This is a genomic window from Arthrobacter sp. zg.Y820, from assembly GCF_030125555.1.
Classification (GTDB): domain Bacteria; phylum Actinomycetota; class Actinomycetes; order Actinomycetales; family Micrococcaceae; genus Arthrobacter_B.
Genome location: NZ_JASKLX010000010.1, coordinates 268,597 through 294,338, shown reverse-complemented (window position 1 = coordinate 294,338; position 25,742 = coordinate 268,597). Strand labels below are relative to the sequence as shown.

Here is a 25,742-nt window from a genome sequence, read left to right as displayed (position 1 = left end):
CATGGCCGCAAAATGGATCGAGCAGGTGACCGGCTCGTTCGAGGACAAGAAGCGCTGGCGACAGTACAAGGCCCGCAAGGAAGAGCTCCCCGCCAACTACCGCACGGCGGTCGAGGGACTTGAACGGTATTTCATGTACGCCCGGCCGATCGCCAACGGCAGGATCCTGGTCCAGATGCACGATGACCTCGCGGACCTGTTTGAACGAGCCGCTGCCGATGAGACACCAATCCGCGACATCGTCGGGAATGATCCGGTGGAATTTGCTGACACCTTTATCCAGAACTACGCGGACGGCCAGTGGATCAACAAGGAGCGAAAGCGCCTGAACGACGCGATAGAGCAGGCCGCCCGCGAGCCGTAACCGAGCACAACCCGAGCCGGAACCGGAGAACCGGACATGACCACCTACCAATCACCTGGCACCGCCATACGGGTCCAGGGAATCCAGAAGTCATTCAAGGACCTGCACGTACTGCGGGGGGTCACCTTCGATGTGGGCCGGGGGAGCATCTTTGCGCTGCTCGGCTCGAACGGTGCAGGCAAGACCACGCTGGTGCGGATACTGGCGACAACATTGACGGCCGACGCCGGCAGTGCCACGGTCTGCGGCTTCGACGTCGCCGCCAAACCCGGCGGCGTCCGCGGGTCGATCAGCCTGACCGGCCAGTTCGCGGCAATCGATGACGTGCTGACAGGCAGGGAGAACCTTGTCCTTATCGCCAAGCTGCGCCAGCTGAAGAAACCCGGCAAGATTGCCGACGACCTGCTCGCCCGGTTCTCGCTGAGCGATGCCGGAAATCGCAGGGCTTCGACCTACTCGGGCGGCATGCGCCGGCGGCTGGACATTGCGATGAGCCTCATCGGCCATCCGCCGGTCGTCTTCTTGGACGAGCCGACCACCGGCCTCGACCCCCAGGCACGCATCGAGGTGTGGCAGACCATCAGGCAACTCGCCGACAACGGCACCACGGTGCTGCTCACGACACAGCATCTCGACGAGGCGGAGCATCTCGCCGACCGGATCGCGATCCTCCACAGGGGCACGATCATTCAGAACGGCACCCTCGCTGAACTCAAGCAGCTCCTTCCACCCGCCAAGGTCGAGTACATCGAGAAGAGGCCCTCCCTGGAGGACGTCTTCCTCAGCCTTGTTGGGGGCAGCGACGGCCCGGTTTCTTCGGGAGAGGACCTGAGATGACCACGCACACGCTCGGCAACACACGTGTCCTGACCGGACGGTCGCTGCGCCACATCCAGCGCAGCCCCGACACGATCATCACCACCGCCGTTACGCCCGTCGCCCTGATGCTCCTGTTTGTCTACGTCTTCGGCGGCGCGATAAACACCGGATCCGACGAGTCCTACGTGAACTACATGCTTCCCGGCATCCTGCTGATTACCATCGCGTCCGGCGTCGCCTACACTGCCTACCGGCTTTTCCTTGACCTGCAGGGCGGCATCTTCGAACGCTTTCAGTCAATGCCCATCGCGAGGTCGAGCGTGCTCTGGGCGCACGTCTTCACCTCCCTGGCGGCGAACCTGATCTCCATCGCGGCGGTCACCGGCGTCGCGCTGATCCTGGGGTTCCGCAGCGGAGCCTCAGCGGCTGCGTGGCTCGCCGTCCTGGGAATCCTGCTCCTGTTTACCCTGGCGCTGACGTGGATCGCTGTGCTTGCCGGGCTCTCGGCCAAGACTGTCGACGGCGCGAGCGCGTTCAGCTACCCGCTGATCTTCCTGCCGTTCATCAGCTCGGCCTTCGTTCCCACCGGCACCATGCCCGGCCCGGTGGCCTGGTTTGCCGAGAACCAGCCCGTGACATCCATCGTGGACACCATCCGGGCCCTGTTCGCGCAGCAGCCCGTCGGCAGCGACATCTGGATAGCCCTCGGCTGGCTCGCCGGTATCCTCGCTCTGGGCTACGCCTTGGCGACTGCCAAGTACCGCAGCAAAATCACCTGACCCCGAACCCAGCCCCGAAATGGCACAAAGTGCTCGTCTGAGCGCTGAGAAGAGCACTTTCTGCCATCTCGGGGGGTGGGGGCGAAACAAAAAAAGAGTCCGCACGTGCAGCCGTCACCGAAGTGCCGGCCGCTCGTGCGGACTCCCTGCGGACTGAACCCGGTTCAGCCGCGGATGCTAATTAGCAGCCGTAGTACAGCTCGAACTCGTACGGGTTCGGGCGCAGCAGGAGCGGCTTGATCTCGTATTCGCGCTTGTACTCGATCCAGGTGTCAATCAGGTCCTGGGTGAAGACACCGCCGGCCTGGAGGAACTCGTTGTCGTTCTCCAGGGCCTCCAGTGCTTCTTCCAGGGAGCCCGGTGCCAGCTGGATGCCGCGGGCCTCTTCCGGCGGAAGCTCGTAGAGGTCCTTGTCGATCGGGTCCGCCGGCTCGATGCGGTTCTTGATGCCGTCCAGGCCGGCCATCAGCTGGGCCGAGAACGCCAGGTACGGGTTCGAGGAGGCATCCGGGGCGCGGAACTCAATGCGCTTGGCCTTCGGGTTCGAGCCCGTGATCGGGATGCGGATACCGGCCGAGCGGTTGCCCTGCGAGTAGACCATGTTCACGGGAGCTTCAAAGCCCTTGACCAGGCGGCGGTAGGAGTTCACCGTCGGGTTGGTGAAGGCCAGGACGGCGGAAGCGTGCTTGAGCAGGCCGCCGATGTACCAGCGTGCGACGTCGGACAGGCCGGCGTAGCCCTTCTCGTCGTAGAACAGGGGAGTGCCGCCGTTCCAGAGCGACTGGTGGCAGTGCATGCCCGAACCGTTGTCGCCGAAGATGGGCTTGGGCATGAAGGTTGCGGACTTGCCCCAGGCATCCGAGGTGTTCTTGACGATGTACTTGAACTTCAGCAGATCATCGGCAGCATGCGTCAGGGTGGTGAACTTGTAGTTGATCTCTGCCTGGCCGGCGCCGCCGACCTCGTGGTGGGCGCGCTCAACCTCAAGGCCGGCGTTGTCCAGCTCGACGCAGATGGCGTCGCGGAGGTCGGCCTGCTTGTCCACGGGAGCTACGGGGAAGTAGCCGCCCTTGAACGGCGTCTTGTTGCCGAGGTTTCCGCCTTCTTCTTCGCGGCCGCTGTTCCAGGGCGCCTCAATCGAGTCGACCTTGTAGAAGCTGCCCTGCGGGGAAGACTCGTACTGGACGTTGTCGAAGATGAAGAACTCGGCCTCGGACGCGAAGTACGCGGTGTCGGCAATGCCGGTGGAGGAGAGGTAAGCCTCGGCACGCTCGGCCACGCCGCGCGGGTCGCGGTGGTACGGCTCGCCCGTGCGGGGGTTGACGATGGAGAAGTTCAGCGCCAGGGTCTTTTCGATGCGGAACGGATCCAGGAACGCCGTGGTGACGTCCGGGATCAGCTGCATGTCGGATTCGGCGATGCCCTGGAATCCGCGGATGGAAGAACCGTCGAAGAGCTGGCCATTGATGAAGAACTCTGCATCGACGGATTTTGCCGGCACGTTGAAGTGCTGCTGCACTCCGGGGAGGTCGGTGAATCGGACGTCGACGAACTTGATATCTTCGTCAGCGATGAACTTGAGGACTTCGTCCGCAGTTTTGAACATCGGTATTTTGCTCCTTTTACACATTTGGGTGGATGACTCCGGGCTGCCCGGCCTGCCCACGGACGGAACTTGCTTCCCTGTCAACTTCTTAGAACTGTAGGGGGAGCAAATTTCTCGGCCGTGACGGCCGTGTTTCAGGCAAGTAACGCTAGCCGAAGTCTCCTTACTACCCTAGCGTGAACCGGCCTCAGGGAGCATTCGCGGGGGCCGGGCGCTTCACCGGGGCCGGGTAGTCTTAAGTCGTGGTTGATAGAAGAGACATAGGTTCGTGGCTGGAAGGCCCTCCCTCCGACGAAAGCTCCTGGCCCGGCAAGCGCCTCGGCAGGCCCAAGACGGGACCCGGCAGCATCGGCCGGGTCGGCCCGCGGCTCGGGGCAATCCTCATTGACTGGGCCATCGCCTCGGTGATCTCCTACGCCTTCTTCGGCGGCTCCTCGACAGCAACGCTCGTCATCTTCGCCGTGGAACAGCTGGTCCTCGTGGCGTTGCTGGGCTACGGCATCGGGCACCGCGTGTTCAGCCTGCAGGTCCAGAAGCTCGACGGCACACCGGCAGGCCCGTTGGCGGCCCTGGTCCGGACCCTGCTGCTCTGCGTCGTGATTCCCGCCGTCGTGTTCGACGCCGACCAGCGAGGCCTCCACGACCGCGCGATGGGCACGGTCCTCGTCAAGGTCCAGCACAAGCGCTAAGGACGACGACGGCGGCCGCTCCACTCCGAGCGCCGCCGCGCACTGGTTCCCACCGTGTGTTGCCTGCTGGGGCTGGTGGAACCCCTTGGGCCCCATGCGCCACAGAGGGTGGGATCCTGTGCAGCCGAAAGCCTCCCGCCCGTCCGATGTACAGCTAACGGGCCTATCCCGCACTGAAAAGCCCATCATCCGTACTACGAACGGACGTACGCCGGACGACGACGGCGGCCGCTCCACTCCGAGCGCCGCCGCGCACTGGTTCCCACCGTGTGTTGCCTGCTGGGGCTGGTGGAACCCCTTGGGCCCCATGCGCCACAGAGGGTGGGATCCTGTGCAGCCGAAAGCCTCCCGCCCGTCCGACGTACAGCTAACGGGCTTATACCGGCCTCCGCCCCGTCCGTTGTACAGCAAACGGGCCTATCCCGAGCTGAAAAGCCCGTCATCCGTACTACGAACGCACGAACGTACGCCGGACGCACCACCCTTGCTCGAAGCAATCCCGTCGAGCCCGCAACGCAAAAAGGGGCCCTTCCGAAGAAGATCCCCTCTTTGCGTTGTGAGGTATCTGTCCATGCTTAGCGTCCGCGCGAAGCCTTGCGGTCCGGGCGGGCCTTGTACGGGTCGATGCCCTTGGGAATCGGCAGCCGGGTGCCCAGGGCGGCCAGGCGCTTGTTGACTGCCTGCACCTCCTGCTTGGTCAGCGACTTGGGCAGCTTCTTGGCTTTCTTGGCCACCTGGGAGAGCGGGGTCAGGTTCTCGCCGCGTCCGGTCTGGATGATGTGTACCGGAACGTTCGGCGCGATGCGGTTCATGCGGCGGCGTTCGCCGTCGGCCAGGGCCTTGGCGCGGCCGGGGGCCCCCTCGGTCACCAGGACAATGCCCGGGCGTCCGATGGCGCGGAACACGGCTTCCTGGCTGCGCGGGTTGATGGCGACCGGCTGCTCTTCCAGGATCCAGCCGCGGCGCAGGATGCTCAGCGCGGCGCCGGAGGCACCGGCCTGGCCCTCGATCTGGGTGAAGGCGGCGCGTTCGGCGCGGCGGGACAGGATGAAGACGGCAGCAAGCAGTCCCAGCGGAACCGCGATGATGAGCATCGTGATCCAGTTGTCGATCAGCAGGCCGATGATCAGCCCGACGGCGATGATGCCCAGGAACGCGCCCAGCATCACCCAAATCAGGTTCGGATCGTTGCGCCGCGTCATCTTGAAGACGTCGGCGATCTGCTTCATGCGGCCCGGGCCTTTTTTCTTCTTCTCCGCCTTGGGCTTGCGGGAGAAGAGGCCGCTGCGGGCGCTCTTGGGTGCGTCGGAATCTGTGCTTTTGGCCATAGTGGTTCAATTCTACGTGATCGGAGCGCGGTATCCGTGCGGCCCGGACGTCGGCAAACCGGAAGTTCCGGCTTTCCGTGCGCCGGGTTCGCGACAGGCGTACATCTGTCCGCCCGCCCCGTCTGCAGCGGGCCGGGCGGGAGCGAGTCAGCGGCGGGCGAGAATGGAGGACGCCTCCTGGAGCGTGGTGCCCGAATCCTCGATGTGTGCCAGCCGGGGCGGGAGCTCCAGGCCCTTCTTGCGCATCGCTCCCGCCCAGAGCCGGCCGGCCCGGTAGGAGGAGCGCACCAGCGGCCCGCTCATCACGCCGAGGAAACCCAAGGCGGTGGCCTCTTCGCTCAGCTCCACGAACTCCTGCGGCTTGACCCAGCGGTCCACCGGCAGGTGCCGGTCGCTGGGACGCAGGTACTGGGTGATGGTAAGCAGGTCGCAGCCGGCGTCGTGCAGGTCCCGCAGCGCACCCGAGATCTCCTCACGGGTCTCGCCCATGCCCAGAATCAGGTTGGACTTGGTGACCATGCCCAGTTTTTGTCCCTGCGTGATGACGTCCAGGGACCGTTCGTAGCGGAAGGCCGGCCGGATCCGCTTGAACAGCCGCGGAACGGTCTCGACGTTGTGCGCAAAGACTTCCGGCCGGGCCTCGCAGATCGCCTCGATGTACGCGGGGTTGCCGGAGAAGTCGGGGATCAGGATTTCGACGCCGGTGCCCGGGTTCAGCTCGTGGATCTTGCGGATGGTCTCGGCGTAGAGCCAGACGCCTTCGTCCTCCAGGTCGTCGCGGGCGACGCCGGTGACCGTGGCGTAGCGCAGGTTCATCTTCTGGACCGAGCGGGCCACCTTCGTCGGTTCGAAGATGTCGACGGCGGAGGGCTTGCCGGTGTCGATCTGGCAGAAGTCGCAGCGGCGGGTGCAGGCGGAGCCGCCAATCAGGAAGGTGGCCTCCTTGTCTTCCCAGCATTCGAAAATGTTCGGACAGCCGGCCTCCTCGCAGACGGTGTGCAGCCCCTCCTTCTGCACCTGGTCCTTCAACTGGACGTATTCGGGGCCGATGGACACCTTCGCCCGAATCCAGTCAGGCTTGCGTTCCACGGGAACGGCCACATTCCGCTGTTCAATGCGCAGCAGGCGGCGGCCTTCGGGTGCAAGGGTCATAGCATGGCTCCTTTCGGCCGGCCGGCTGCGGTTGCGCCGGTTTCCGGAGTTGCGGTGTCCGTGGTCCCAACGGGATGTTCGCGGACGAGGTGGTCCCGGCGGCGGAGAAGTTCTTCTTCCACACGGGCCACCAGGTCGGTCGGAGTGACCGTGCGGCCGGTCTCGGCCGAAAGCGTGGTGGTGCCGGCGTCGGCGATTCCGCAGGCGACAATCTGGCCGTAGGGAGCCAGATCGTTGCTGCAGTTGAGCGCGAACCCGTGCATGGTGACGCCGTGGTCCACCCGGATGCCGATGGCAGCGATCTTGCGGTCACTGCCGCCGCCGCGCACCCACACGCCGGAGCGGCCCGCCACCCGTTCGCCGGCAACGCCGTAGTCCGCCAGCACACTGATCAGCGCGGCTTCGAGCGTGTCCACATAGTTGGCGACCTTGCTGGGATCGGGCAGCCGAAGGATGGGATAGCCAACCAGCTGGCCCGGGCCGTGCCAGGTCAGCTTTCCGCCGCGGTCCACCGGTATCACCGGAGTTCCGTCAAACGGACGCTCGTGGTCCTCCGTGCGCCGGCCCGCGGTGTAGACCGGGGAATGCTCCAGCAACAGCACGGTGTCGGGGGCTGTGCCGGCCCGGACCCGCTCGTGCAGTGCGCGCTGCCGGTCCCAGCCGTCGCGGTATTCCACATAGTGCGGGGCGAGACCGATGCGCAGGAACTCCAAAGTCATGGGGCCAGCCTAGACTGCCGGAGCGCAAGTTCCGACTGTGGTTTGGCTCACACCGCCTCAGGAGTCGCAGCCGGTTGTGGATAACTTCTGCACGCGCCCGGGATCCGGTCTAGAACAGAGGGCATGGAGTTCAACGGAGCTATCGGGACAGCGCGTCCGCCGGTGATCGAGCAGGGGTACCGGGCCGCGCGGCTGCTGGGCTCGGGCAGCACGGCCCGGGTCTGGCTGGCGGTCCGCGAGCACGACGGCGCCTGCTTCGCTTTGAAGACACCGGCGGCGGGCGGCGGCCCCGCCGGTACGTTCGAAACCCGGCGGGAGCTGAACATCCTCTCGCGGTTCGAACACGAGAACCTGCTGCACCTGTACACGGTGCTGGAGACGGACCAGGGGCCGGGGCTGCTCATGGAACACGCGCCGGGGGAGTCACTGTCCCGCCTGGCGGCCGTCCGCGGAACCCTGACGCCGGGGGAATCGGTCACGGTCCTGGTGGGCATCGGCTCCGCGCTCGCCTATCTGCACGGACAGGGAGTTGTTCACGGCGATGTTTCGCCCGGAAACATTCTGTTCTCTGCGCAGGGCAAGCCGCTGCTCGCCGACCTGGGAACCGCCCGCCTGCTCGGGACGGCGGGGCCGGGTGTCCCGCCGGCACCGCCTGCTGTCGACGCCGCCGCGGAACCGGTCGCTCCTGAATGGCTGCCGCAGCCCGATGCTGACGTATTTGCCCTTGCCGCGTCGGGCTGGCTCATCCTGACCGGACAGGCCCTGCCCCCGCAAGAGCACCGTCCGCGGCTTGAGGCGCTGGTTCCCGGGATTCCGCCGGCGCTCGCCGCTGCAGTGGAAGCAGGGTTGCGGGCAGACGCCCCTCGCCCGGACGCCGCGGAGTTCACCCGGCTGGTCTTTGCCTCCGCCGCTGCGGAACCGCTGGACCTGGCGCTTCCCGTTAACGGTGACGGCGGACCCGGGGCGGAATCCCGCCGCGCCCGAATCGAACTGGGGCGGGCCTCCGCCGGGCTGCGGGCCTCCGCCGGGCTGCGGGCGCGGGGCCGGCGCCGAACATCCGGACGGCGTGCGGGCCCGGATGAGCGGATAACGGAGCGCAGACGCCCCAACCGGCTGCTGCTGAGCGCGGCGGCCGTCCTGGTGGCGGGCACGATGGGGCTGGGAGCCGTAGCGGTGGCTGCTCCGGAAATGCTGCAGCCGCAGGGCAGCCCGGCCCCGGAAGGCCAGACGCCGGAAGGCCAGACTCCGGAAGGCTCGAGGCCGGAAGGCCAGAGTCCGGAAGGCCCGGCCCCGGCCGGGCCCGGCGCTGCAGCCCCGGAGCAGGGCGATGCGCCGGAAGCAGATGCATCTGCGGTTCCGGCACAGCCGCCGGGCACTGCACAAGCTGTGGCGCCGCGACCGGAGGCCGCCCCTGGCCCGGGTCCGCTGGCACTGGTTCCGGAGCCCGAACTCCAGGCACTGCTGCGTGCAGATGATCCGGTACGGGCGGCGGCGGCCCTCGCGGAACTGCGTGCCCGGGCCTTCAGCACGGCCGACGCCGGGCTGCTGGACGGGGTCAATCTTCCGGGGTCATCAGCCATGGAAGCCGACCGGGCCGAGGTCGCCAAGCTCGAGGCAGCCGGAACCGTCCTCTCCGGCCTCACCGTGGAGGTCCTGTCCGCGGGTCCGGCGCTGCCGGGGGAGGGCGGGCGGTTCAGCGTGCCGGCAGCAGTGTCCACGTCGGCCTACGCCGAGCGTGACGCGCACGGCGGCATGGTCCGCGGTGCGGAAGCGCTGTCTCGTCAGGACATTGTCCTTGTCATGGTGAACACTCCGGACGGATGGCGGATCGAGGACATCCTGGCCTCGCCCGCCTGAGCGCCGTGCCGACATGGCGGCGCCGGGCCTGTCCCTGGGGTGTCCTGTCCGGCCTGAAAGATAGGATCGGGGACATGAGTTCAACTCCCTATCTTCGCTTTCCCGATCTGCACGACGACCTCGTCACCTTTGTGGCGGAAGACGACGTCTGGGTCGCCTCGCTGACCGGGGGCCGCGCGTGGCGGATCTCCTCGATGCATCTCCCGGCACGCAATCCCCGGTTTTCCCCCGACGGCGCCACCATCGCGTGGAGCGTCGTGCAGGGCAGCGCGCCCGAGGTGGTCGCGGCGGATACGGCCGGCGGAGACTTCCGCCGGCTGACCTACTGGGGCAACCAGGGCACCAGGGTCAAGGGCTTCAGCGCAGCCGGCAACGTGATCGCGATCAGCCCCTTCGAACACGAGGACTTCCGGCTGCGCTGGGCCTACGAAGTGCCCCTGGACGGCTCCGCCCCGCTGGCCCTGCCGTACGGCCCGGTGGACGCCGTGGCCCAGGGCCCGGCCGTGGGCGATGAGCGTCCCGTCGTCATCGGCTCCGTGATGACCCGCGAACCGGCCTGGTGGAAGCGCTACCGCGGCGGCACCGCCGGCAAGCTCTGGATCGATGCAGACGGCAACGGCGAGTTTGAGCGGCTCGTGCCGGAACTGGACGGCAACCTGACCGATCCCATGTGGATCGACGGCCGCATCGTCTTCCTCTCCGACCACGAGGGGTACGGCAACCTCTACTCGGTGACGCCGCAGGGAACGGACCTGCGCCGGCACACCGACTTCGGCGAGTTCTATGTCCGCCATGCCTCGACGGACGGGCACCGGATCGTCTTTGAATCCGCCGGCACCCTCTGGCTGCTGCCCTCGCTTGAGGACGACGCCCGGCCGCTGGACATCACCCTGGGCTCGGCCGGCACCGGCCGGCGGCCGCAGCCGCTGAACGTCGGCGCGCACCTGGCGGCTGTCATGCCGGACACCGAAGGCACCGCCTCCGTGGTGGAGTCCCACGGCACGCTGCACTGGCTGACGCACCGCGACGGACCGTCCCGCGTCATCGAAGCGGACTCCGCCGTCCGTGCCCGGCTGGGCCGGCCGCTGGCCGACGGCCGGGCCGTCTATGTGGCGGACCACGACGGCGAGGAATCCCTCTACGTCCGCAGTGTCTTTGCCGAGCTGGACCTGCCCGACGGCGCCGCCTCCGCCGTCCGGGACGGCCAGCCCGCCGCCTCCGCGGCAGCGCCCGTGCCCGGGGCCGCAGCCCCGGCCGCCGCCGAGCCTGAAATTGTCCTGCCCCGCCCGGTCTCGGCCGCCACCCGCACCCCGGTGCCGGTCCCGGCCACGGCACCGGCGCGCGAAGACAAGCCGCCGGTGGCCCCGGCAGGAGCGGAACCGGTCCGGCCGGAGGAGGACACGGAAACGTCGGCGGTACCGGCGGAGAAATCCCCGCGCACACTGCGCATCCCCTTCGACAAGCCCACCCGCGTCGCCCAGATCACCGCCAGCCCGGACGGAACCGCTGTTGCGGTATCCACCGAATACGGCGAGGTCTACCTGCTGGATCCCGCCGGCGGCGCCCTGGCCCGCATTGCCGCCACCGGTCACGGCGCCGTGGACCAGCTGGCGTTCTCTCCCGACTCACAGTGGCTGGCCTGGTCCGAGCCGGTGACCGGGGAAGGCGCACGGGCCCGAATCCGGGTGCACTCGGCAACGGATCCCGCGGCCGGGACCATCGAGGTGACCGACGGCCGTTTCCGCGACCATGCCCCGGCCTTCACCGTGGACGGACGCTACCTGGCGTTCCTGTCCGAGCGCAGCTTCGACCCGGTTTATGACACCCACCGCTTCGACCTGAGTTTCCCGTCCTCCACCAAGCCCTTCCTCGTCGCCCTCGCGGCGGATACGCCGTCGCCCTTCGGCCCCTCCGTCCACGGCCTTCCGGTGCCACGCGCCGAACAGCCTCCGGTGTCCTCGGATGATCCGGCCGAAGCGGCCCCTTCGGGCCCGCGATCGGTGATTGACGCCGTCGGCATCTCTGACCGGATCATCAGTGTGCCGGTGCCGCAGGGCCGCTACGAAAAGCTCACGGCGGCCGACGGCGCCCTGCTCTGGCTGGCGTCCGACACTTACGGGGTCACCGGCGACGGCCGGGCCTCGACCCGCGACCGGCAGCCCGCCGGCCGGCTGGAACGCTTCGACCTGGAGAAGAAGGACGTGTCGGTCCTGGTGCCGGCCCTGGAGGATTACGAGATCAGCGGCGACGGCCGCAAGGTCGTGTTTGTCCACGAGCAGCAGGTGCACGCCGTCCCGTCGTCGTCGCGCGCCGACAACGACTCGCCGGAGAACGTCACCGTGGATCTCACCCGCATCCGCGTCCTGCTGGATCCGCTGAAGGTCTGGGGCCAGGAATTCGATGAAGCGTGGCGCCTGCAGCGAGACTTCTTCTGGGCGCCGGACATGGGCGGACTGGACTGGAAGGGCATCCACGCCCGGTACCGGCCGCTGATTGACCGGCTCGGCTCGCACGATGACCTGGTGGACGTGCTGTGGGAGATGCAGGGCGAGCTGGGCACATCCCACGCGTATGTTGCGCCCCGGCCGGCGGCCGAGCCCGGTGCCGGCGCGCAGGGCTTCCTGGGCGCCGATCTGCGCCCCGGCCCGGGCGGCTGGGAAGTGGTGCGGATCCTGTCCGCGGAATCCTCCGACCCGCAGGCCGTGTCGCCGCTGGCGGCTCCCGGGGCCGACGTGCACCCGGGCGACATCATCGCCGCCGTCGACGGCCGGCCGGTTCCGGCGGACCAGGGCCCGGCGCCGCTGCTCTCCAGCGCTGCCGGCAGCACCGTGGAACTGACCATCGTCCGGACGGCGGAGGACGGCGCCGGCGCACCCAGCCAGCGCCGGATCGCCGTCGTGCCCCTGCGCAGCGAGGAACGCCTGCGCTACCAGAACTGGGTCGCCGCGAACCGCAGGATTGTCCGGGAAGCCTCCAACGGAGGATTCGGCTACCTGCACATCCCCGACATGGTCGCCAACGGCTGGTCCCAGCTGCACCGCGACCTGGACCAGGAGTCCTCCCGCAATGCGCTGATCGTGGACGTGCGGCGCAACCGCGGCGGCCACACCTCGCAGCTGGTCGCCGAACTGATCGGCCGGAAGGTCACCGCCTGGACGCTGGCCCGCGGCGAGCAGCCCAGCACCTACCCGGCGCATGCGCCCCGCGGACCGGTGGTGATCCTGACCGACGAGTTCGCAGGTTCCGACGGCGACATCATCACCCAGGTGGCCAAGCTGCGCGGGATCGGTCCCGTGATCGGCATGCGGACCTGGGGCGGCGTCGTCGGCATCGACGGCCGGTTCAAGCTGGTCGACGGCACGGGTGTGAACCAGCCGCGCTACGGCTTCTGGGTCACCGGCGGCATTGACTGGACGGTGGAGAACTACGGCGTGGATCCGGACATTGAGGTTCCGTTCCCGCCGCATGCCTATGCCGCCGGAGAGGATCCCCAGCTGGAGCACGGCGTGGGGATCCTGAAGGAAATGCTCTCCGAGCTGCCCACCGACCAGCCGCCGGCCCTGGCCGGCTACCCGGCGCTGCAGCCCGCTCCGCTGCCGCCGCGCCCGCAGCCGACGCCGGCAGCAGGGGCCCGGCCGGGCACATCAGCGGCTCCGGCGCCGGTTTCGGCTGCCGGCGCCGCCGGTGACCGGGAGGCCGGGCGGCACTAACGGCAGAGAGCCGGCCGCCCGCATCCCGCCGAAATGGCAGAAGGTGCTGTTCCCAGAGCTGGGAACATCACCTTCTGCCATTTCGCGGCGGAGGTCAGGGCTGAGGTCCTAGGACTCCAGCGTCGCCTCCAGGGAGATCTTGATTCCGGCGAGGGCCTGGGAAACCGGGCAGCCGCTCTTGGCGGCCTCGGCGATGTCCTGGAATTCTTCGGCGGTCAGGCCGGGCACGACGGCCGTGACCTTGAGCCGGCTTTCGGTGATGCCGGTGCCGGGAACGAAGGAGACATCCGCTGACGTTTCAATGCGCTCAGCGGTCTTGCCTGCCTCGGCGAGGCCGTTGCTGAAGGCCATGGAGAAGCAGGCCGAGTGGGCGGCGGCAATGAGCTCCTCGGGGCTGGTCTTGCCGTTGGCTTCCTCGGCGCGTGCCTTCCACGTGACGTCGTAGGTTCCCAGGCCGGAGCTGTCGAGGGTGACCTCGCCCTGGCCGTTGAAGAGATCGCCGTTCCAGACGGTATGGGCTGAGCGGACTGTAGCCATGGGGGCTCCTTAAAAACGGATGGGATGAAGGCCGGAAGATTCCGGCACTTCATCCCATCCTATTCAGAGTCGCGCGGCAGGATCTACTGCAGCGACGGAACGTGCTCCCGCGCGGACTATCTGGAAGGGCCTACCACATGGTGGCGACGGCGATGTTGACCACCGTCAGAATGCCCACGCCATTGGCCAGGCCCTTGCCCACGGGCTCGCCCTTCTTGTACTTTCGCTGGCCGACAAAGGCCATTGCGGCAATGGCCAGGGCCAGCACCAGCTTGACGGCAATCTTGACGTGGTTGACGTCGTAATCGTCCATCTCGGCCAGGCCGACCAGCAGCAGGCCGGTGACCAGCTGCAGCAGGGCTCCGTGGAACTGGCCGGGCATCACGGTGGGGTTCTTGATCCGGGCGAACCAGATGCCGACGATGATGGCGGCGCCAAGGATGTGCAGGAAAACGAGAAAGTTCTGTAGGAAGTCCATGCGTCCAGCTTACCGACGGTCCGTCAGCATTCCTGCCCGCCCGCGGTGTAAAACGGTAACTTTTCTACAACAGGTAGAAGTCAGTCGTCAGTAGGAGGTCGTCCGGAGCCGGCGGCGGACAGCGCAAAGGGCGCCTCCCCGAGGGGAAGCGCCCTTTGCGGCTATGCCGGGTTCCGGTCCGGAACTACAGGCCCAGATCGGCCGAGAAGTTGCCCTCTTCGAGCCGTGCCTTGAGCGTCTGCAGGAAACGTCCTGCATCCGCGCCGTCCACCAGGCGGTGGTCGTAGGACAGGGACAGGTACATCATGGAGCGGATCGCGATGGTGTCGTTGCCCTCGGCGTCCGTCAGGACGACGGGGCGCTTGACGATCGCACCGGTGCCCAGGATGGCCACCTGCGGCTGGTTGATGATCGGGGTATCGAACAGTGCGCCCACCGAACCGATGTTGGTGATCGTGAAGGTGCCGCCGGACAGCTCGTCCGGTCCGATCTTGCCTTCCTTGGTGCGGGAGCCGACGTCGCCGATGCGCTTGGCAAGTCCGGCAAGGTTCAGGTCGCCGGCATCGCTGATGACCGGAACCAGCAGGCCCTTTTCGGTGTCCACGGCGATCGCCAGGTGCTCGGCGTCGTGGTAGGTGATCTGCTGCGAGTCCCAGTCGTAGGACGCGTTCAGCTTCGGGTGCTGCTTCAGCGCCTCGGTGACGGCCTTGGCAATGAACGGCAGGAACGTGAGCTTCGCGCCGTTCTGCGCGGCGAAGTCGTTCTTGGCCGTGGCGCGCAGCTTGGCGATGCGCGTCATGTCCACTTCCTGGACCTGGGTCAGCTGGGCCGAAACCTGCAGGGACTCGACCATGCGGCGGGCGATCGTCTGGCGGATCCGCGGCGCCTTGACCGTGGTGCCGCGCAGCTTGGCGCTTGCTTCGCTGATCTTTGCCGGTGCTGCCTTGTCCGAGGACGCGGCTGCTGCCGGAGCGGCGGCGGGCTGGGCTTCGGCGGCCTTCTTGGCTTCGGCAGCCTCGAGGACATCCTGCTTGCGGATGCGGCCGGCCACGCCGGAACCCTTGACGGTGGAGAGGTCCACGCCGTGCTGGTTGGCGAGCTTGCGCACCAGCGGGGTGACGTAGGTGCCTTCGGACTCGGCCGCAGCGGGAGCTTCCTGCGCAGGAGCCTCCTGCTTGGGCTCGGCCTTCGGCTCGGGCTTCTTCTCCTCCTGCTTCGGGGCAGGCGTCTCTTCCTTCTTCGGCTCGACGGCCGGAGCTTCGCGCTCGTCCTTGGAGGCTGCCGCTACGGGCTCGGCTTCCTTCGGCTCGGCCGTCGCGGGAGCGCCGGCACCGGAACCGATGACGGCCAGAACGGCGCCGACCTCGGCGGTCTCGTCCTCGTTCACGCGGATTTCCAGCAGCTTGCCGGCAACGGGGGAGGGGATCTCGGTGTCGACCTTGTCGGTGGAGACCTCGAGCAGCGGCTCGTCAACCTCGACGTCGTCGCCCACGGCCTTCAGCCAGCGGGTGACGGTGCCTTCGGTGACGGACTCGCCCAGTGCGGGCAGGGTCACGTCGGTGCCCTCGGCGGAACCCGAATCAGCGGAATCCGAGGATTCGGCGGCGGGGGCTTCCTGCGCCGGAGCTTCCTCCGCTGCGGGGGCCTCTTCGGCCGGAGCTTCCTGCGCCGGAGCTTCCTCCGCGGGAGCGGAATCTGCGGAGCCGGAGCCGTCGCCGATGCGCACCAGCGCCTGGCCGACCTCTGCTGTTTCGTCTTCGGCTACGAGGATTTCCTCGATGACGCCGGCGACGGGGGAGGGGATCTCGGTATCAACCTTGTCGGTGGATACCTCGAGCAGCGGCTCGTCTACTGCGACGCTGTCGCCGACGGCCTTGAGCCAGCGGGTGACGGTGCCTTCGGTGACGCTTTCACCGAGGGCGGGTAAGTTCACGGTTTCAGACATATTGTCCCCGTTTCTCCTTATTAGATCTTTGTTGACCAGCCGTACCGCTGGTGCTGGTGGTGAAAGCCTAGTGCACCCGGTGGTTGGGCTGCCGGGTGCACTAAGCAGGTGGTTCTTGTTCTAGCCGTGCAGGGGCTTGCCGGCGAGGGCCATGGCGGCCTCACCGAGGGCTTCGTTCTGCGTCGGGTGGGCGTGCAGCAGGCTCGCCAAGTCCTCCGGGTAGGCTTCCCAGTTCACGATCAGCTGTGCTTCGCCGATCTGCTCGCCGATGCGGCCGCCGATCATGTGGACACCCACGATGGGGCCGTCCTTTTCGCGGACCATCTTGATCAGGCCGGAGGAGCCCAGGATGGAGGTTTTGCCGTTGCCGGCCAGGTTGTATTCCTGGACCTGAACGTTCTCGTCGCCCAGCTTGGCCTTGGCGGCCTTTTCGGTCAGGCCCACGGAAGCGATTTCCGGCTCGCAGTAGGTGACCTTCGGGATGTTGACGTCTTCGACGATAACCGGTTTGAGGCCGGCGATCTCCTCGGCGACGAAGATGCCCTGCTGGAAGCCGCGGTGGGCCAGCTGCAGGCCCGGCACGATGTCGCCGACGGCGTAAACGTTGCCGACGCCGGTGTGCAGGCGTTCGTTGGTGATGACGAAGCCGCGGTCCATGGTCAGGCCGGCTTCTTCGTAGCCCAGGTTGGCGGTGACCGGTCCGCGGCCCACGGCCACGAGCATCAGGTCAGCTTCGTAGGTCTTGCCGTCGGCAAGCGTGACGACGACGCCGTCGTCGTTCTGCTTCACGTTGTCGAAGAAGATGCCGGTGCTGAACTTGATGCCGCGCTTCTTGTAGGCGCGTTCCAGCTGTTTGATGATTGCTGCGTCTTCGTTCGGCACCAGGGACGGCAGTCCCTCGATGATGGTGACGTCCACGCCGAAGGAGTTCCAGACCGAAGCGAATTCGACGCCGATGACGCCGCCGCCCAGGATGATGGCGCTCTTGGGGATGGTGTCCATCTTCAGGGCCTGGTCCGAGGTGATGACCTTGCCGCCGATTTCCAGGCCCGGCAGTGACCGGGAGTAGGAGCCGGTGGCCAGGATGATGTTGGCGCCCGTGTAGGTCTCACCGTTCATCTCGATGGTCTTTTCGCTGGTGAGCTTGCCTTCACCCTCGATGACAGTGATGCCCTTGGACTTGATCAGGCCCTGCAGGCCGCGGAACTTGCCCGCAATGATGTTGTCCTTGTAGGAGTTCACCGCCACCATGTCCACGGAATCGAAGGTGGCCTTGACGCCGTACTTCGAAGCGGTCTTGGCGTTTTCGGCGACTTCAGCCGAATGCAGCAGCGCCTTGGTGGGGATGCAGCCGTTGTGCAGGCAGGTGCCGCCCAGCTTTCCCTTTTCGATGAGTCCTACTGAGAAACCCAGCTCCACGGAGCGAAGGGCGGCGGCGTAGCCGCCGCTTCCTCCTCCGAGGATCAGGATGTCGAATTCTTGCGCAGTTGCCTTTTCGGCCACTTGAACGCTCCCTCGCGTAATCGGTGACGCACATGGGCGCGTCGTTTTAGTGATTTGGGCGGTCGTGATTGTCTCTCACACTATCCCGCCGGCAGGGCTCCATCCACTCGATGCAGGCCCGCCGGCGGGAAGTGTAATGAGAAACACCAGTCACAACAGTCATTCCTGGCGGCCCCTGAGCGGGGCCGGTGCTATATGGGTGCGGCTTAGGCGGAGCGGGCGACTACGTCTTCCGCGTAGGCCACGAGTGTGCGGACCGCGACGCCGGTGCCCTCCTTGGGCGTGTAGCCGTAGGGGGATCCTTCGTTGAAGGCCGGGCCCGCGATGTCCAAGTGGGCCCAGGGAATCTTCACGCCGTCGACCTCGCCGACAAATTCGCGCAGGAAGCTGGCGGCGGTCATCATGCCGCCGAACCGCTCACCGTGGTTGGCGATGTCCGCTACCGAGGAATCCAGGCTCGCGCGCAGTTCTTCGGGGATGGGCATCGGCCAGAACAGTTCTCCGGCGCGGTCCGCTGCGGCCTTCACGGCGTCGCGCACTCCTTCCTCGCCCATGACGGCCGAGACCCGGTTGCCCAGGGCGATCATCTGCGCACCGGTGAGGGTGGCGACGTCGATCAGGACGTCCGGCGCCTCCTCGGAGGCGGCGACCAGGCCGTCGGCCATGACCAGGCGGCCTTCGGCATCGGTGTTCAGCACCTCCACGGTGCGTCCGCCGTACGTCGTCATGACATCGCCGGGGCGCTGGGCGGTGCCCGAGGGCATGTTCTCGGCCAGGCACAGCCAGGCGGTGACCTTGACCGGCAGTCCCAGTTCGGCGATGGCCAGCAGGGCGTTCAGGACGACGGCGGCGCCGCCCATGTCGCACTTCATGGTCTGCATGCCGGCGGCCGGCTTCAGGGAGAGTCCGCCGGAATCGAAGGTGATGCCCTTGCCCACCAGGGCCAGCTTGGCCTTGGCGCGCTGCGGTGCGTATTCGAGCTTGACCATGCGCGGCGGCCGGGAGGAGCCCTTGCCGACGCCCATCAGCCCGCCGAAGCCGTCGCGCTCGAGCTTCTTCTCATCCATCACCGTGACCTTGACCTTGGCCGAGAGCGGCTTGGCCAGGTCCTTGGCGGCGGCGGCGAACGTCTCGGGGTACAGGTGGCTCGGGGGCTGGTTGACCAGAGTCCGGGTGGCGTTGACGGCGCGGCCCAGGATGCGGGCGCGTTCCAGCGCCGGCTTGAGTGCCTTCTCGTCGGCGGCCGGAGTGAGGACGATGATGCTGCGCACCGGCTCCTTGACGGCGGCGCCCTTGTCCGTGCGGTGCTCGCTGTAGCTGTAGGCGCCGAAGAGCGCGCCCTCGGCGACGGCGGCGGCGTCGGCCACGGTGGCGGCCGGCAGGGCCAGGGCCACGGATTCGGTGCCGGCGAGCTGGCGGACGGCGGATCCGGCCGCCCGGCGCAGCGCCTCTTCGCTGAGCGGAACTCCGGCGGTGACCTTGCCGACCCCGGCCAGGACCAGCATCTGGGCCTCCAGCTCGGGCAGCCCGGGCAGACGGTGGACCTCGTCGGCGGCACCGGTGACGCCGAGAAGGGGCAGCGACGCGGCCAGGGCGGATGCCGCCTTGGGGCTCAGCGGGCTGTCGATCAGAACGGGGCCGCCGGAGGTCTGGCCAATCCCTACCACCAATGCCTGGGCCGGGACTTTGGAAACGTCCCGGGAGATCACCGACAGATTTGGCTCGTTCGTTTTGACCACGAAGTTTCATCCTTACGTTATGCACGAATTGTTGACTGGTGCCGCGTTCTCCCGCGTCCCGCATAGTGCCGGCACGGCTCCTCTGTACAGATCGTAGTCTCTTGCCCGCGCCCCGGGGGTTTGCTAAGCGGCAGTGTGCCCTTGGCGGACGGGAATGAAACGCGGGGGCGGCGGCGTTTACCCTTGAGTAATCAGCGCAGCCCGCGCTGTACCTGCGCTCTGCTGGGATCGGAAGTTTTCCTCTTGGAGAAGTTTCCTTGCAGCACCGCCGCGGACATTCGCAAACCTCGGGAGACCGAAGCACATGGAAGCACAGAAGGGGAAGACATGCTTGATCCGCTGACCCTGTTTAATCTCAATCCGGAAGTGGCCGACGACGCCGGCCTGCACGGGTTGCAGCTTCTGGTGGGCTTTACCGGCTTTGCCGAGGCCGGCCACGTGGTCTCCCAGATCCGCGACGAGCTGCTGGAATCGCTCGATCACGACCTGGTGGCGTCCTTCGACACCGACCAGCTCATCGACTACCGCGCCCGCCGCCCGCAGATCTCCTTCGTGGAGGACCACCTCGCGGACTACGAACCGCCGCTGCTGAACCTGTACCGGCTCTATGACGGTTTGGGTGAGCCGTTTCTCTTCCTGACCGGTTTCGAACCTGACGTGCAGTGGGAACGGTTCACCGCAGCCGTCGTGCATCTGGCGAAGACCTTCGGTGTGCAGCAGGTGAGCTGGATCCACTCGATTCCGATGCCGGTGCCGCACACCAGGCCCGTGGGCGTGACCGTCCACGGCAACCGCCCGGACCTCATGGCGGGCATCAGCTCCTGGCGGCCCAACGCGCAGATCCAGGCAGCCGTGGGGCACATCCTGGAACTTCGGCTGACGCAGGCCGGGATCGACGTCGTCGGCCATGCCATGCACGTGCCGCACTATCTCGCCGAAGCCGAGTTCCCGCCGGCCGCCGTGGCCGGGCTGGAATACCTGGGTGCTGCGGCTTCGCTGGTGCTGCCCACCGACCGCCTGCGTGAAGCCGGCCGCGACGTGGAACGCCAGATCGCCGAACAGGTGGAGGCCTCGGCCGAAGTCAAGGGAGTCGTGGCCACCTTGGAAAAGCGCTACGACGAGTACACGGACAGCAGCGTGCGCCGTTCCCTGCTCGTGAAGGACAATGACGAGCTCGCGAACGCCGAGGAACTCGGCGCCGCCGTCGAAGCGTACTTGGCCAGTCCGCAGGCGGAGGAGGAATCCGAGGCGCTGTGGCCGGAGAATCACGAAAACTCAACGGAGGACGCAGAAACCGGTGGAAAGAAGAACACTTCGGGACAACCGGACCGCGGGTCCGGGCCGGCACCGCAGGATCATCCTCGGGAGTAGCCGTCCGGAGGTGCGGCTGTGAACAGTTCCCGCGCCTGGCTGGTCTGGGGCATCAGCGTCCTCGCCTACCTGGCTGCGGTGACACAGCGCACCACCTTCGGCGTGGCCGGGCTGGAGGCCACGGCACGCTTTGACGCCACAGCTTCCATCCTTTCCGTTTTCACCGTGGTGCAGCTGCTGGTTTATGCCGGCCTGCAGATTCCGGTGGGGGTGCTCGTGGACCGGTTCGGTCCGCGCCTGCTGATTGCCGGCGGCGCCGCCCTGATGGTGGCCGGCCAGCTGCAGCTGGCCACTGCCGACTCGGTGGGCGGCGGCATCCTGGGCCGTTCCCTGGTCGGTGCCGGCGACGCCCTCACCTTCATCAGTGTCCTGCGCCTGCTCCCGGTCTGGTTCAGCGGCCGGCACATTCCCGTCCTGACCCAATGGACCGGAATCATCGGCCAGCTCGGCCAGATCGTCAGCGCCGTGCCCTTTGCCTTTGTCCTGCGCCGCTTCGGCTGGAACACGGCCTTTGTCTCCGCCGCGTCCCTCTCCGTCCTGATCCTGGTGCTCACCCTGGTCTTTGTCCGCAACCGCCCGGCCGGCTCGGAGGCGCCCCCGGTGCTGCCGCTGCGCCAAACCGCCACCTCGCTGGCCGAGGCCTGGCGCCAGCCCGGAACGCGGCTGGGCATGTGGACGCACTTCACCATCCAATTCCCCGGCACCGTTTTTGTCATGATGTGGGGCTTCCCGTATCTGGTCAGCGCGGAGGGCGTGGAATCCTCCTGGGCTTCGGCGCTGATGACGCTCTTTGTCGTGGTGGCCGTCATCTGCGGGCCGTGGCTCGGTTCCTGGGTGGGGCGCCATCCGCTGCGCCGGTCCACCATGGTGCTGCTGATCGCCGCGGCGATGGCCTGCGCCTGGCTGGCCGTGCTGCTGTATCCGGGGCCCGCGCCGCTGTGGCTGCTCGCCGTGCTCGTGGCAGTGCTGGCGGTGGGCGGCCCGGGATCGATGATCGGCTTCGATTTCGCCCGCACCTACAATCCAGGCCACCGGCTGGGCACCGCCACCGGGATCGTGAACATCGGCGGCTTCATCGCCTCACTGGTGTCCATGTACCTGATCGGCGTGGTGCTGGACGTCCTGGACGCCACCGGTTTCTCCGGGGGAGACCTGTACGCGCTGGACTCCTTCCGGATTGCGCTTGCCGTCCAGTTTGCCGTGATGGCCGTGGGGGTCGCCGGGATTCTCCGCACCAGGGGGCGGGTCCGGGCACGCATGGCCGACGACGGCGTCCGGCTTCCGCCGCTGCGGGCGGCAATCGCCCGGGAGCGGCAGGCCAAACAGGCAGCGAGGAAGTCCCGGCAGGAACGCCGGGAACCGGATCCCGGCCGCGAATAACGACGCGACTGTTCCTCCACGGGCGGGGCCGGCCGACTGGACGGCCGGTTTCTGTCCACAGCAGCCTCCGATCCACTCGCCGGACGCCGTCCCGGCCGCGAAGCTCGAGCCATGACGAAAATTCCCACCGGCCGGCGCCCCCAGGAACCGTTTCCGGTCAGCGGACCCATGGACATCCTGGCCTTCATACCCCACAGCCTCGGCTTCGTCCCGCAGGAGTCGATGGTCCTCATGACCATGGACTCCGCCCGGCTCGGCGCGACTCTGCGGCTGGACCTGCCTCCTGCCGGCCTGAACCACACCGATTTCGCGGCCCGGGTAACGGAGCTTCTGCGCTCCGACCGAGCTGCCAACGGCGTGCTGATGGCCCTGTACACGAATCTGGCCTGGCAGCAGCCGGAGGTTCCGCCGTACTGCCCGCTCGTCACCGAGCTTGGCGAACACCTCGCAGAGGCGGGCCTGCCCATCCGGGATGGCTGGCTGGTCTCTGCGCATGCCTGGCGCGAGTATTTCTGCACCGACAGCAGCTGCTGTCCCTGGCCCGGCCACTCCCTCGGCCTGATCGCCGACAGCACCCTCAGCGCCGAAATGGTGTACCGGGGCAGTGCCTACGCCCGTTCGCTGGATGAAGCGGTCAGCCTGGACCTGCCGCCGGCCTGGGAGAACAGCGCTGATGCGGCGCTGCACCGGTCCGCCTATGTGCGCCGGCTGCGGACCCGCTGGTGCCGGCGTGCGCAGTTCGCCGGCACCCTGGCCGTGTGGAATGCGTTTTTCGCCGCTGCGGCCGGCACGGGCACGGAGCAGGCCGTCCCGGAGCGGGGCTGTCCCCAGTTGCGCGCCGACCCCGAGGCAGCCGGCTTCCTGCTGGCCAGCCTGCGCGCCCGGCCGGTGCGGGACACGCTCCTGGTAATGGCAGCCCTGGGGTACGGCCGGGCGCTGGAAGGCGCCGAGGCGTGCAATCTGTTGTCGACGGATGACAACCGGCCTGTGCTGCCGCCGGGCACCGGCGAGACCGCCTGGCCGGCTCCCGAAAGAGTTCCGCGGACCGGCTCCGGCACCGTCCGCGCAGCCAATCGGAGATCTCCCCTCCGGCCCCGGCCGGGAGCGGTTTCCGACCCGGAACGGGACTTCCGCGAGGTGCTTATTGGCCAGTATTCCGGGCTTCCGGATTGGACCGGCATGGATGCGGCCTTTGCGGTCTTCGCCGAACTGCTCGCGGCCACGGCAGGAGACCCTGGGGAAGCGGTCGACGCCGACGGCGAAGCTGCCGCCGCCCTGCTCAGCCTGCTGGCCTGGATCGAATGGGCCAGGGGGAGGGGCTCCCGGGCCCAGGTGCATCTGACCCGCTGCCTGGCATCGTATCCGGGGTACCGCCTGGCGGAACTGCTGGAAGACCTCCTGACCACCGGCATGTTCCCGCTGTGGGCCCGACAGGCAGGTACCGCTTGGCGGTCGCCGCCGGCGCCGCATCCCGGAACCGCCCGCAGCTGAGTCGATCAGGGTCTGCGGGCGACGCTTCACCGGCGGCTCTGATAGCGGCGGCAACACCGGTCTCGGCGACGATGATCGCCGCCGCAGTGCTGGCAGCGGCAGGAAATCGTGAGACAATGGGAACCGAGACCCGGTCGGGTTCGTGTATCAAGTATCGCTTTTGGGCCTTTTGCCGTTTGTGCAGGGGGAACAGAAACCGTTGCGTGAGTGTTCTACCAAGGACACCGCTGCAGACGGGATCGCTTGAATTCAAGCACGGACTTGACAGGGTCATAGTGGTGTTGCCCCCAATGGCGATTCCACAGCCCGCCGTATGAAAGGTTTTCTGTGTCGCCGAGAAAGACAACTGCAGTCGAAGAGACTGACACTGCAAGCAAGCGCACTGCCGCAGACGAAGCTTCGGCTCCGATCGAACCCGCTGCCGGCGAAAAGACCGCGGTGAAGACCGTCCGCAAGGCCGCAGTGCGCAAGCCTGCAGCTGCCAAGTCAGGTACCACTGCAGCCGGCCGCAAGACCGCCGCCAAATCAGCCAAGTCGGCCAAGGCCGCAGCAGCTGCGGAAGAGGATGAGCAGCAGACAAGCGACTCCGATCCCGCCGAGCCGGAGCTTGACCCGGCAGACGCACCGGAGGCAGCGCCGACCGGTTCCGGGTTTGTCTACTCCGATGCCGACGACGATGACGCCCCTGCCCAGCAGGTCGTCTCAGCCGGTGCCACCGCGGACCCGGTCAAGGACTACCTGAAGCAGATCGGCAAGGTTGCCCTGCTGAACGCAGAGCAGGAAGTTGATCTTGCCCTGCGCATCGAAGCCGGCCTGTTCGCCGAAGAGAAGCTGGCAGCCGATCCGACTATGGACCCCAAGCTCAAGCGCGAGCTGGAGTTTATCGTCCATGACGGAAAGCGCGCCAAGAATCACCTGCTGGAGGCCAACCTCCGGCTCGTGGTCTCGCTGGCCAAGCGCTACACCGGCCGCGGCATGCTGTTCCTGGACCTCATCCAGGAAGGAAACCTGGGCCTGATCCGCGCAGTCGAGAAGTTCGACTACACCAAGGGCTTCAAGTTCTCCACGTACGCCACCTGGTGGATCCGCCAGGCCATTACCCGCGCGATGGCCGACCAGGCCCGCACCATTCGCATCCCGGTGCACATGGTCGAGGTCATCAACAAGCTGGCCCGCGTGCAGCGCCAGATGCTTCAGGACCTGGGCCGCGAGCCCGCGCCGGAAGAACTGGCCCTCGAGCTGGACATGACCCCTGAAAAGGTTGTGGAAGTGCAGAAGTACGGCCGCGAGCCGATCTCCTTGCACACGCCGCTCGGTGAAGACGGCGACTCCGAATTCGGTGACCTCATTGAGGACTCCGAGGCCGTGGTTCCGGCTGATGCCGTGAGCTTCACCCTGCTGCAGGAGCAGCTGCACTCGGTGCTGGACACTCTCTCCGAGCGTGAAGCCGGCGTGGTGGCGATGCGCTTCGGCCTGACCGACGGCCAGCCCAAGACACTGGACGAGATCGGAAAGGTTTACGGGGTTACCCGTGAGCGGATCCGCCAGATCGAGTCCAAGACCATGTCCAAACTGCGCCATCCGTCACGCTCGCAGGTTCTGCGCGACTACCTGGACTAAACCCGGGCGGTGCCCGCACCGCTGCGAAGTCCGCTGAACGCCTCCGATCCGCTGCTGCGGGTCGGAGGCGTTCTGGGTTAAGCCGGCCCCTGGTCCGGCGGCACGGTGCCGGCCACCCGGGACCGGACCGCCCCGGGACAAGAAAAAGGTTCCTTCCGCTCAGCGGAAGGAACCTTTTCAAGCTGTAAGCGGCGCCCGGTTGTCCGGGCGGACCGCAGGTGCGGCGCTAGTCTGCGGAGACGGCTTCCGTCTTCGCCGTCAGGCGGGATGTTTCGTCCTGCCATTCCGACGTCAGGGGGCGGAGGTTTGCCTCCACTGCCCGTGCATGGTGGCCGCAGAAGAGCAACTCCCCACCCGAGGATTCCAGTACCGCACGTACGTACGCCTGCGCGCCGCAGCGGTCGCAGCGGTCCAGCGTGTTCAATTCACGAGTAGCTACTGCTGCTGTCATGAAAGCCTCCTAAGGGTGTTGATACTTCATATAACCATCTTTGCGCACCCAGTCTTCGCACCCGGGAGCGCCTTTCGCTCTGCGCGTACCAATCGGGTGTTCTGTTGTGAGGTAATTCACCGCTGCTGAGTCGCTGGCAGGCAGTGTCACCGGTGGGCCTTAACCTTGGAAGTAGTCCGGTTTCGGCCGGGCACAGCTAGTCGG

Annotated in this window: 20 protein-coding genes; 10 read left to right on the top strand and 10 right to left on the bottom strand. The window is 67.1% G+C overall.

Annotation, left to right across the window (positions count from 1 at the left end):
• The first annotated feature begins 1 nt into the window (after position 1).
• The 3 genes from QNN99_RS13370 to QNN99_RS13360 are packed head-to-tail and all read left to right on the top strand — an operon-like array spanning position 2 to position 1,962.
• Positions 2-364, top strand: coding sequence for a DUF1048 domain-containing protein (locus tag QNN99_RS13370; protein WP_229966950.1), 363 nt, complete (start codon positions 2-4; stop codon positions 362-364).
• A 36-nt stretch (positions 365-400) separates the two neighbouring features.
• Positions 401-1,201, top strand: a complete 801-nt coding sequence (locus QNN99_RS13365; RefSeq protein WP_229966949.1) for an ABC transporter ATP-binding protein — start codon at positions 401-403, stop codon at positions 1,199-1,201.
• On the top strand, positions 1,198-1,962 hold the full coding sequence (locus QNN99_RS13360; RefSeq protein WP_229966948.1) for an ABC transporter permease: 765 nt from the start codon (positions 1,198-1,200) through the stop codon (positions 1,960-1,962). Before QNN99_RS13365 ends, QNN99_RS13360 begins: the two co-directional genes overlap by 4 nt.
• A 181-nt stretch (positions 1,963-2,143) precedes the next feature.
• Here QNN99_RS13360 and glnA read toward each other — a convergent pair whose 3' ends face one another.
• Positions 2,144-3,568, bottom strand: a complete 1,425-nt coding sequence (gene glnA / locus QNN99_RS13355) for a type I glutamate--ammonia ligase (RefSeq protein ID WP_229966947.1) — start codon at positions 3,566-3,568, stop codon at positions 2,144-2,146.
• Between the two features lie 242 nt (positions 3,569-3,810).
• On the opposite strand from glnA, the gene QNN99_RS13350 reads away from it, so the two are divergent.
• Positions 3,811-4,257: an RDD family protein gene (locus tag QNN99_RS13350; RefSeq protein WP_229966946.1), complete on the top strand. Its 447-nt coding sequence runs from the start codon at positions 3,811-3,813 to the stop codon at positions 4,255-4,257.
• Between the two features lie 575 nt (positions 4,258-4,832).
• On the opposite strand, the gene QNN99_RS13345 is transcribed toward QNN99_RS13350, so the two are convergent.
• The 3 genes from QNN99_RS13345 to lipB all read right to left on the bottom strand — a co-directional run bounded on the left by QNN99_RS13345 (position 4,833) and on the right by lipB (position 7,456).
• Positions 4,833-5,585: a DUF4191 domain-containing protein gene (locus QNN99_RS13345; protein WP_229966945.1), complete on the bottom strand. Its 753-nt coding sequence runs from the start codon at positions 5,583-5,585 to the stop codon at positions 4,833-4,835.
• 147 nt (positions 5,586-5,732) lie between these two features.
• Entirely contained in the window at positions 5,733-6,737 is a 1,005-nt protein-coding gene (lipA, locus tag QNN99_RS13340) for a lipoyl synthase (protein WP_229966944.1), read from the bottom strand.
• The gene (gene lipB, locus QNN99_RS13335; RefSeq protein WP_229966943.1) at positions 6,734-7,456 is read right to left on the bottom strand and encodes a lipoyl(octanoyl) transferase LipB; all 723 of its coding nucleotides are present in this window, start codon (positions 7,454-7,456) and stop codon (positions 6,734-6,736) included. Before lipB ends, lipA begins: the two co-directional genes overlap by 4 nt.
• Before the next feature lie 123 nt (positions 7,457-7,579).
• Here lipB and QNN99_RS13330 point away from each other — a divergent pair, with 123 nt between their 5' ends.
• Together QNN99_RS13330 and QNN99_RS13325 are read left to right on the top strand one after the other, a co-directional pair.
• Positions 7,580-9,313, top strand: coding sequence for a serine/threonine protein kinase (locus QNN99_RS13330; RefSeq protein ID WP_229966942.1), 1,734 nt, complete (start codon positions 7,580-7,582; stop codon positions 9,311-9,313).
• A gap of 74 nt (positions 9,314-9,387) precedes the next feature.
• Positions 9,388-13,023 (top strand): S41 family peptidase, encoded by a 3,636-nt coding sequence (locus QNN99_RS13325; protein ID WP_229966941.1) that lies wholly within the window; start codon positions 9,388-9,390, stop codon positions 13,021-13,023.
• A 108-nt stretch (positions 13,024-13,131) separates the two neighbouring features.
• Here QNN99_RS13325 and QNN99_RS13320 read toward each other — a convergent pair whose 3' ends face one another.
• The 5 genes from QNN99_RS13320 to QNN99_RS13300 all read right to left on the bottom strand — a co-directional run bounded on the left by QNN99_RS13320 (position 13,132) and on the right by QNN99_RS13300 (position 19,225).
• Positions 13,132-13,560 (bottom strand): OsmC family protein, encoded by a 429-nt coding sequence (locus QNN99_RS13320; protein ID WP_229966940.1) that lies wholly within the window; start codon positions 13,558-13,560, stop codon positions 13,132-13,134.
• 130 nt (positions 13,561-13,690) lie between these two features.
• A complete protein-coding gene (locus QNN99_RS13315) occupies positions 13,691-14,038 on the bottom strand; it encodes a hypothetical protein (RefSeq protein WP_229966939.1) in 348 nt (115 codons plus the stop codon).
• Positions 14,039-14,222: 184 nt separating this feature from the next.
• Complete coding sequence (gene sucB, locus QNN99_RS13310; RefSeq protein WP_229966938.1) at positions 14,223-15,983, bottom strand: 2-oxoglutarate dehydrogenase, E2 component, dihydrolipoamide succinyltransferase; 1,761 nt, start codon at positions 15,981-15,983, stop codon at positions 14,223-14,225.
• A 120-nt stretch (positions 15,984-16,103) separates the two neighbouring features.
• A complete protein-coding gene (gene lpdA / locus QNN99_RS13305) occupies positions 16,104-17,486 on the bottom strand; it encodes a dihydrolipoyl dehydrogenase (protein ID WP_229966937.1) in 1,383 nt (460 codons plus the stop codon).
• A 206-nt stretch (positions 17,487-17,692) separates the two neighbouring features.
• Complete coding sequence (locus QNN99_RS13300; protein ID WP_229966936.1) at positions 17,693-19,225, bottom strand: leucyl aminopeptidase; 1,533 nt, start codon at positions 19,223-19,225, stop codon at positions 17,693-17,695.
• Positions 19,226-19,552: 327 nt separating this feature from the next.
• Between QNN99_RS13300 and QNN99_RS13295 the strand changes: the two genes are divergently transcribed.
• The 4 genes from QNN99_RS13295 (at position 19,553) to QNN99_RS13280 (ending at position 25,087) form a co-directional block, all read left to right on the top strand.
• Positions 19,553-20,596: a PAC2 family protein gene (locus QNN99_RS13295; RefSeq protein WP_229966935.1), complete on the top strand. Its 1,044-nt coding sequence runs from the start codon at positions 19,553-19,555 to the stop codon at positions 20,594-20,596.
• Positions 20,597-20,614: 18 nt separating this feature from the next.
• A complete protein-coding gene (locus QNN99_RS13290) occupies positions 20,615-21,976 on the top strand; it encodes an MFS transporter (RefSeq protein WP_229966934.1) in 1,362 nt (453 codons plus the stop codon).
• A gap of 111 nt (positions 21,977-22,087) precedes the next feature.
• Positions 22,088-23,467, top strand: a complete 1,380-nt coding sequence (locus QNN99_RS13285; protein WP_229966933.1) for a DUF4192 domain-containing protein — start codon at positions 22,088-22,090, stop codon at positions 23,465-23,467.
• A gap of 327 nt (positions 23,468-23,794) precedes the next feature.
• Positions 23,795-25,087: an RNA polymerase sigma factor gene (locus tag QNN99_RS13280; protein ID WP_284015962.1), complete on the top strand. Its 1,293-nt coding sequence runs from the start codon at positions 23,795-23,797 to the stop codon at positions 25,085-25,087.
• Between the two features lie 226 nt (positions 25,088-25,313).
• Here the strand turns inward: QNN99_RS13280 and QNN99_RS13275 are convergent, their stop codons facing one another.
• Positions 25,314-25,538, bottom strand: coding sequence for a DUF7455 domain-containing protein (locus QNN99_RS13275; protein WP_229966932.1), 225 nt, complete (start codon positions 25,536-25,538; stop codon positions 25,314-25,316).
• Positions 25,539-25,742: the final 204 nt, after the last annotated feature.

Excerpts from the sequence above, each read along its gene's own strand:
- QNN99_RS13370 (WP_229966950.1), top strand. The coding sequence starts at position 2 with ATGGCCGCAAAATGGATCGAGCAGGTGACCGGCTCGTTCGAGGACAAG.
- QNN99_RS13365 (WP_229966949.1), top strand. The coding sequence starts at position 401 with ATGACCACCTACCAATCACCTGGCACCGCCATACGGGTCCAGGGAATC.
- QNN99_RS13360 (WP_229966948.1), top strand. The coding sequence starts at position 1,198 with ATGACCACGCACACGCTCGGCAACACACGTGTCCTGACCGGACGGTCG.
- glnA (WP_229966947.1), bottom strand. The coding sequence starts at position 3,568 with ATGTTCAAAACTGCGGACGAAGTCCTCAAGTTCATCGCTGACGAAGAT.
- QNN99_RS13345 (WP_229966945.1), bottom strand. The coding sequence starts at position 5,585 with ATGGCCAAAAGCACAGATTCCGACGCACCCAAGAGCGCCCGCAGCGGC.
- lipA (WP_229966944.1), bottom strand. The coding sequence starts at position 6,737 with ATGACCCTTGCACCCGAAGGCCGCCGCCTGCTGCGCATTGAACAGCGG.
- lipB (WP_229966943.1), bottom strand. The coding sequence starts at position 7,456 with ATGACTTTGGAGTTCCTGCGCATCGGTCTCGCCCCGCACTATGTGGAA.
- QNN99_RS13330 (WP_229966942.1), top strand. The coding sequence starts at position 7,580 with ATGGAGTTCAACGGAGCTATCGGGACAGCGCGTCCGCCGGTGATCGAG.
- QNN99_RS13325 (WP_229966941.1), top strand. The coding sequence starts at position 9,388 with ATGAGTTCAACTCCCTATCTTCGCTTTCCCGATCTGCACGACGACCTC.
- QNN99_RS13320 (WP_229966940.1), bottom strand. The coding sequence starts at position 13,560 with ATGGCTACAGTCCGCTCAGCCCATACCGTCTGGAACGGCGATCTCTTC.
- QNN99_RS13315 (WP_229966939.1), bottom strand. The coding sequence starts at position 14,038 with ATGGACTTCCTACAGAACTTTCTCGTTTTCCTGCACATCCTTGGCGCC.
- sucB (WP_229966938.1), bottom strand. The coding sequence starts at position 15,983 with ATGTCTGAAACCGTGAACTTACCCGCCCTCGGTGAAAGCGTCACCGAA.
- QNN99_RS13295 (WP_229966935.1), top strand. The coding sequence starts at position 19,553 with ATGCTTGATCCGCTGACCCTGTTTAATCTCAATCCGGAAGTGGCCGAC.
- QNN99_RS13285 (WP_229966933.1), top strand. The coding sequence starts at position 22,088 with ATGACGAAAATTCCCACCGGCCGGCGCCCCCAGGAACCGTTTCCGGTC.
- QNN99_RS13275 (WP_229966932.1), bottom strand. The coding sequence starts at position 25,538 with ATGACAGCAGCAGTAGCTACTCGTGAATTGAACACGCTGGACCGCTGC.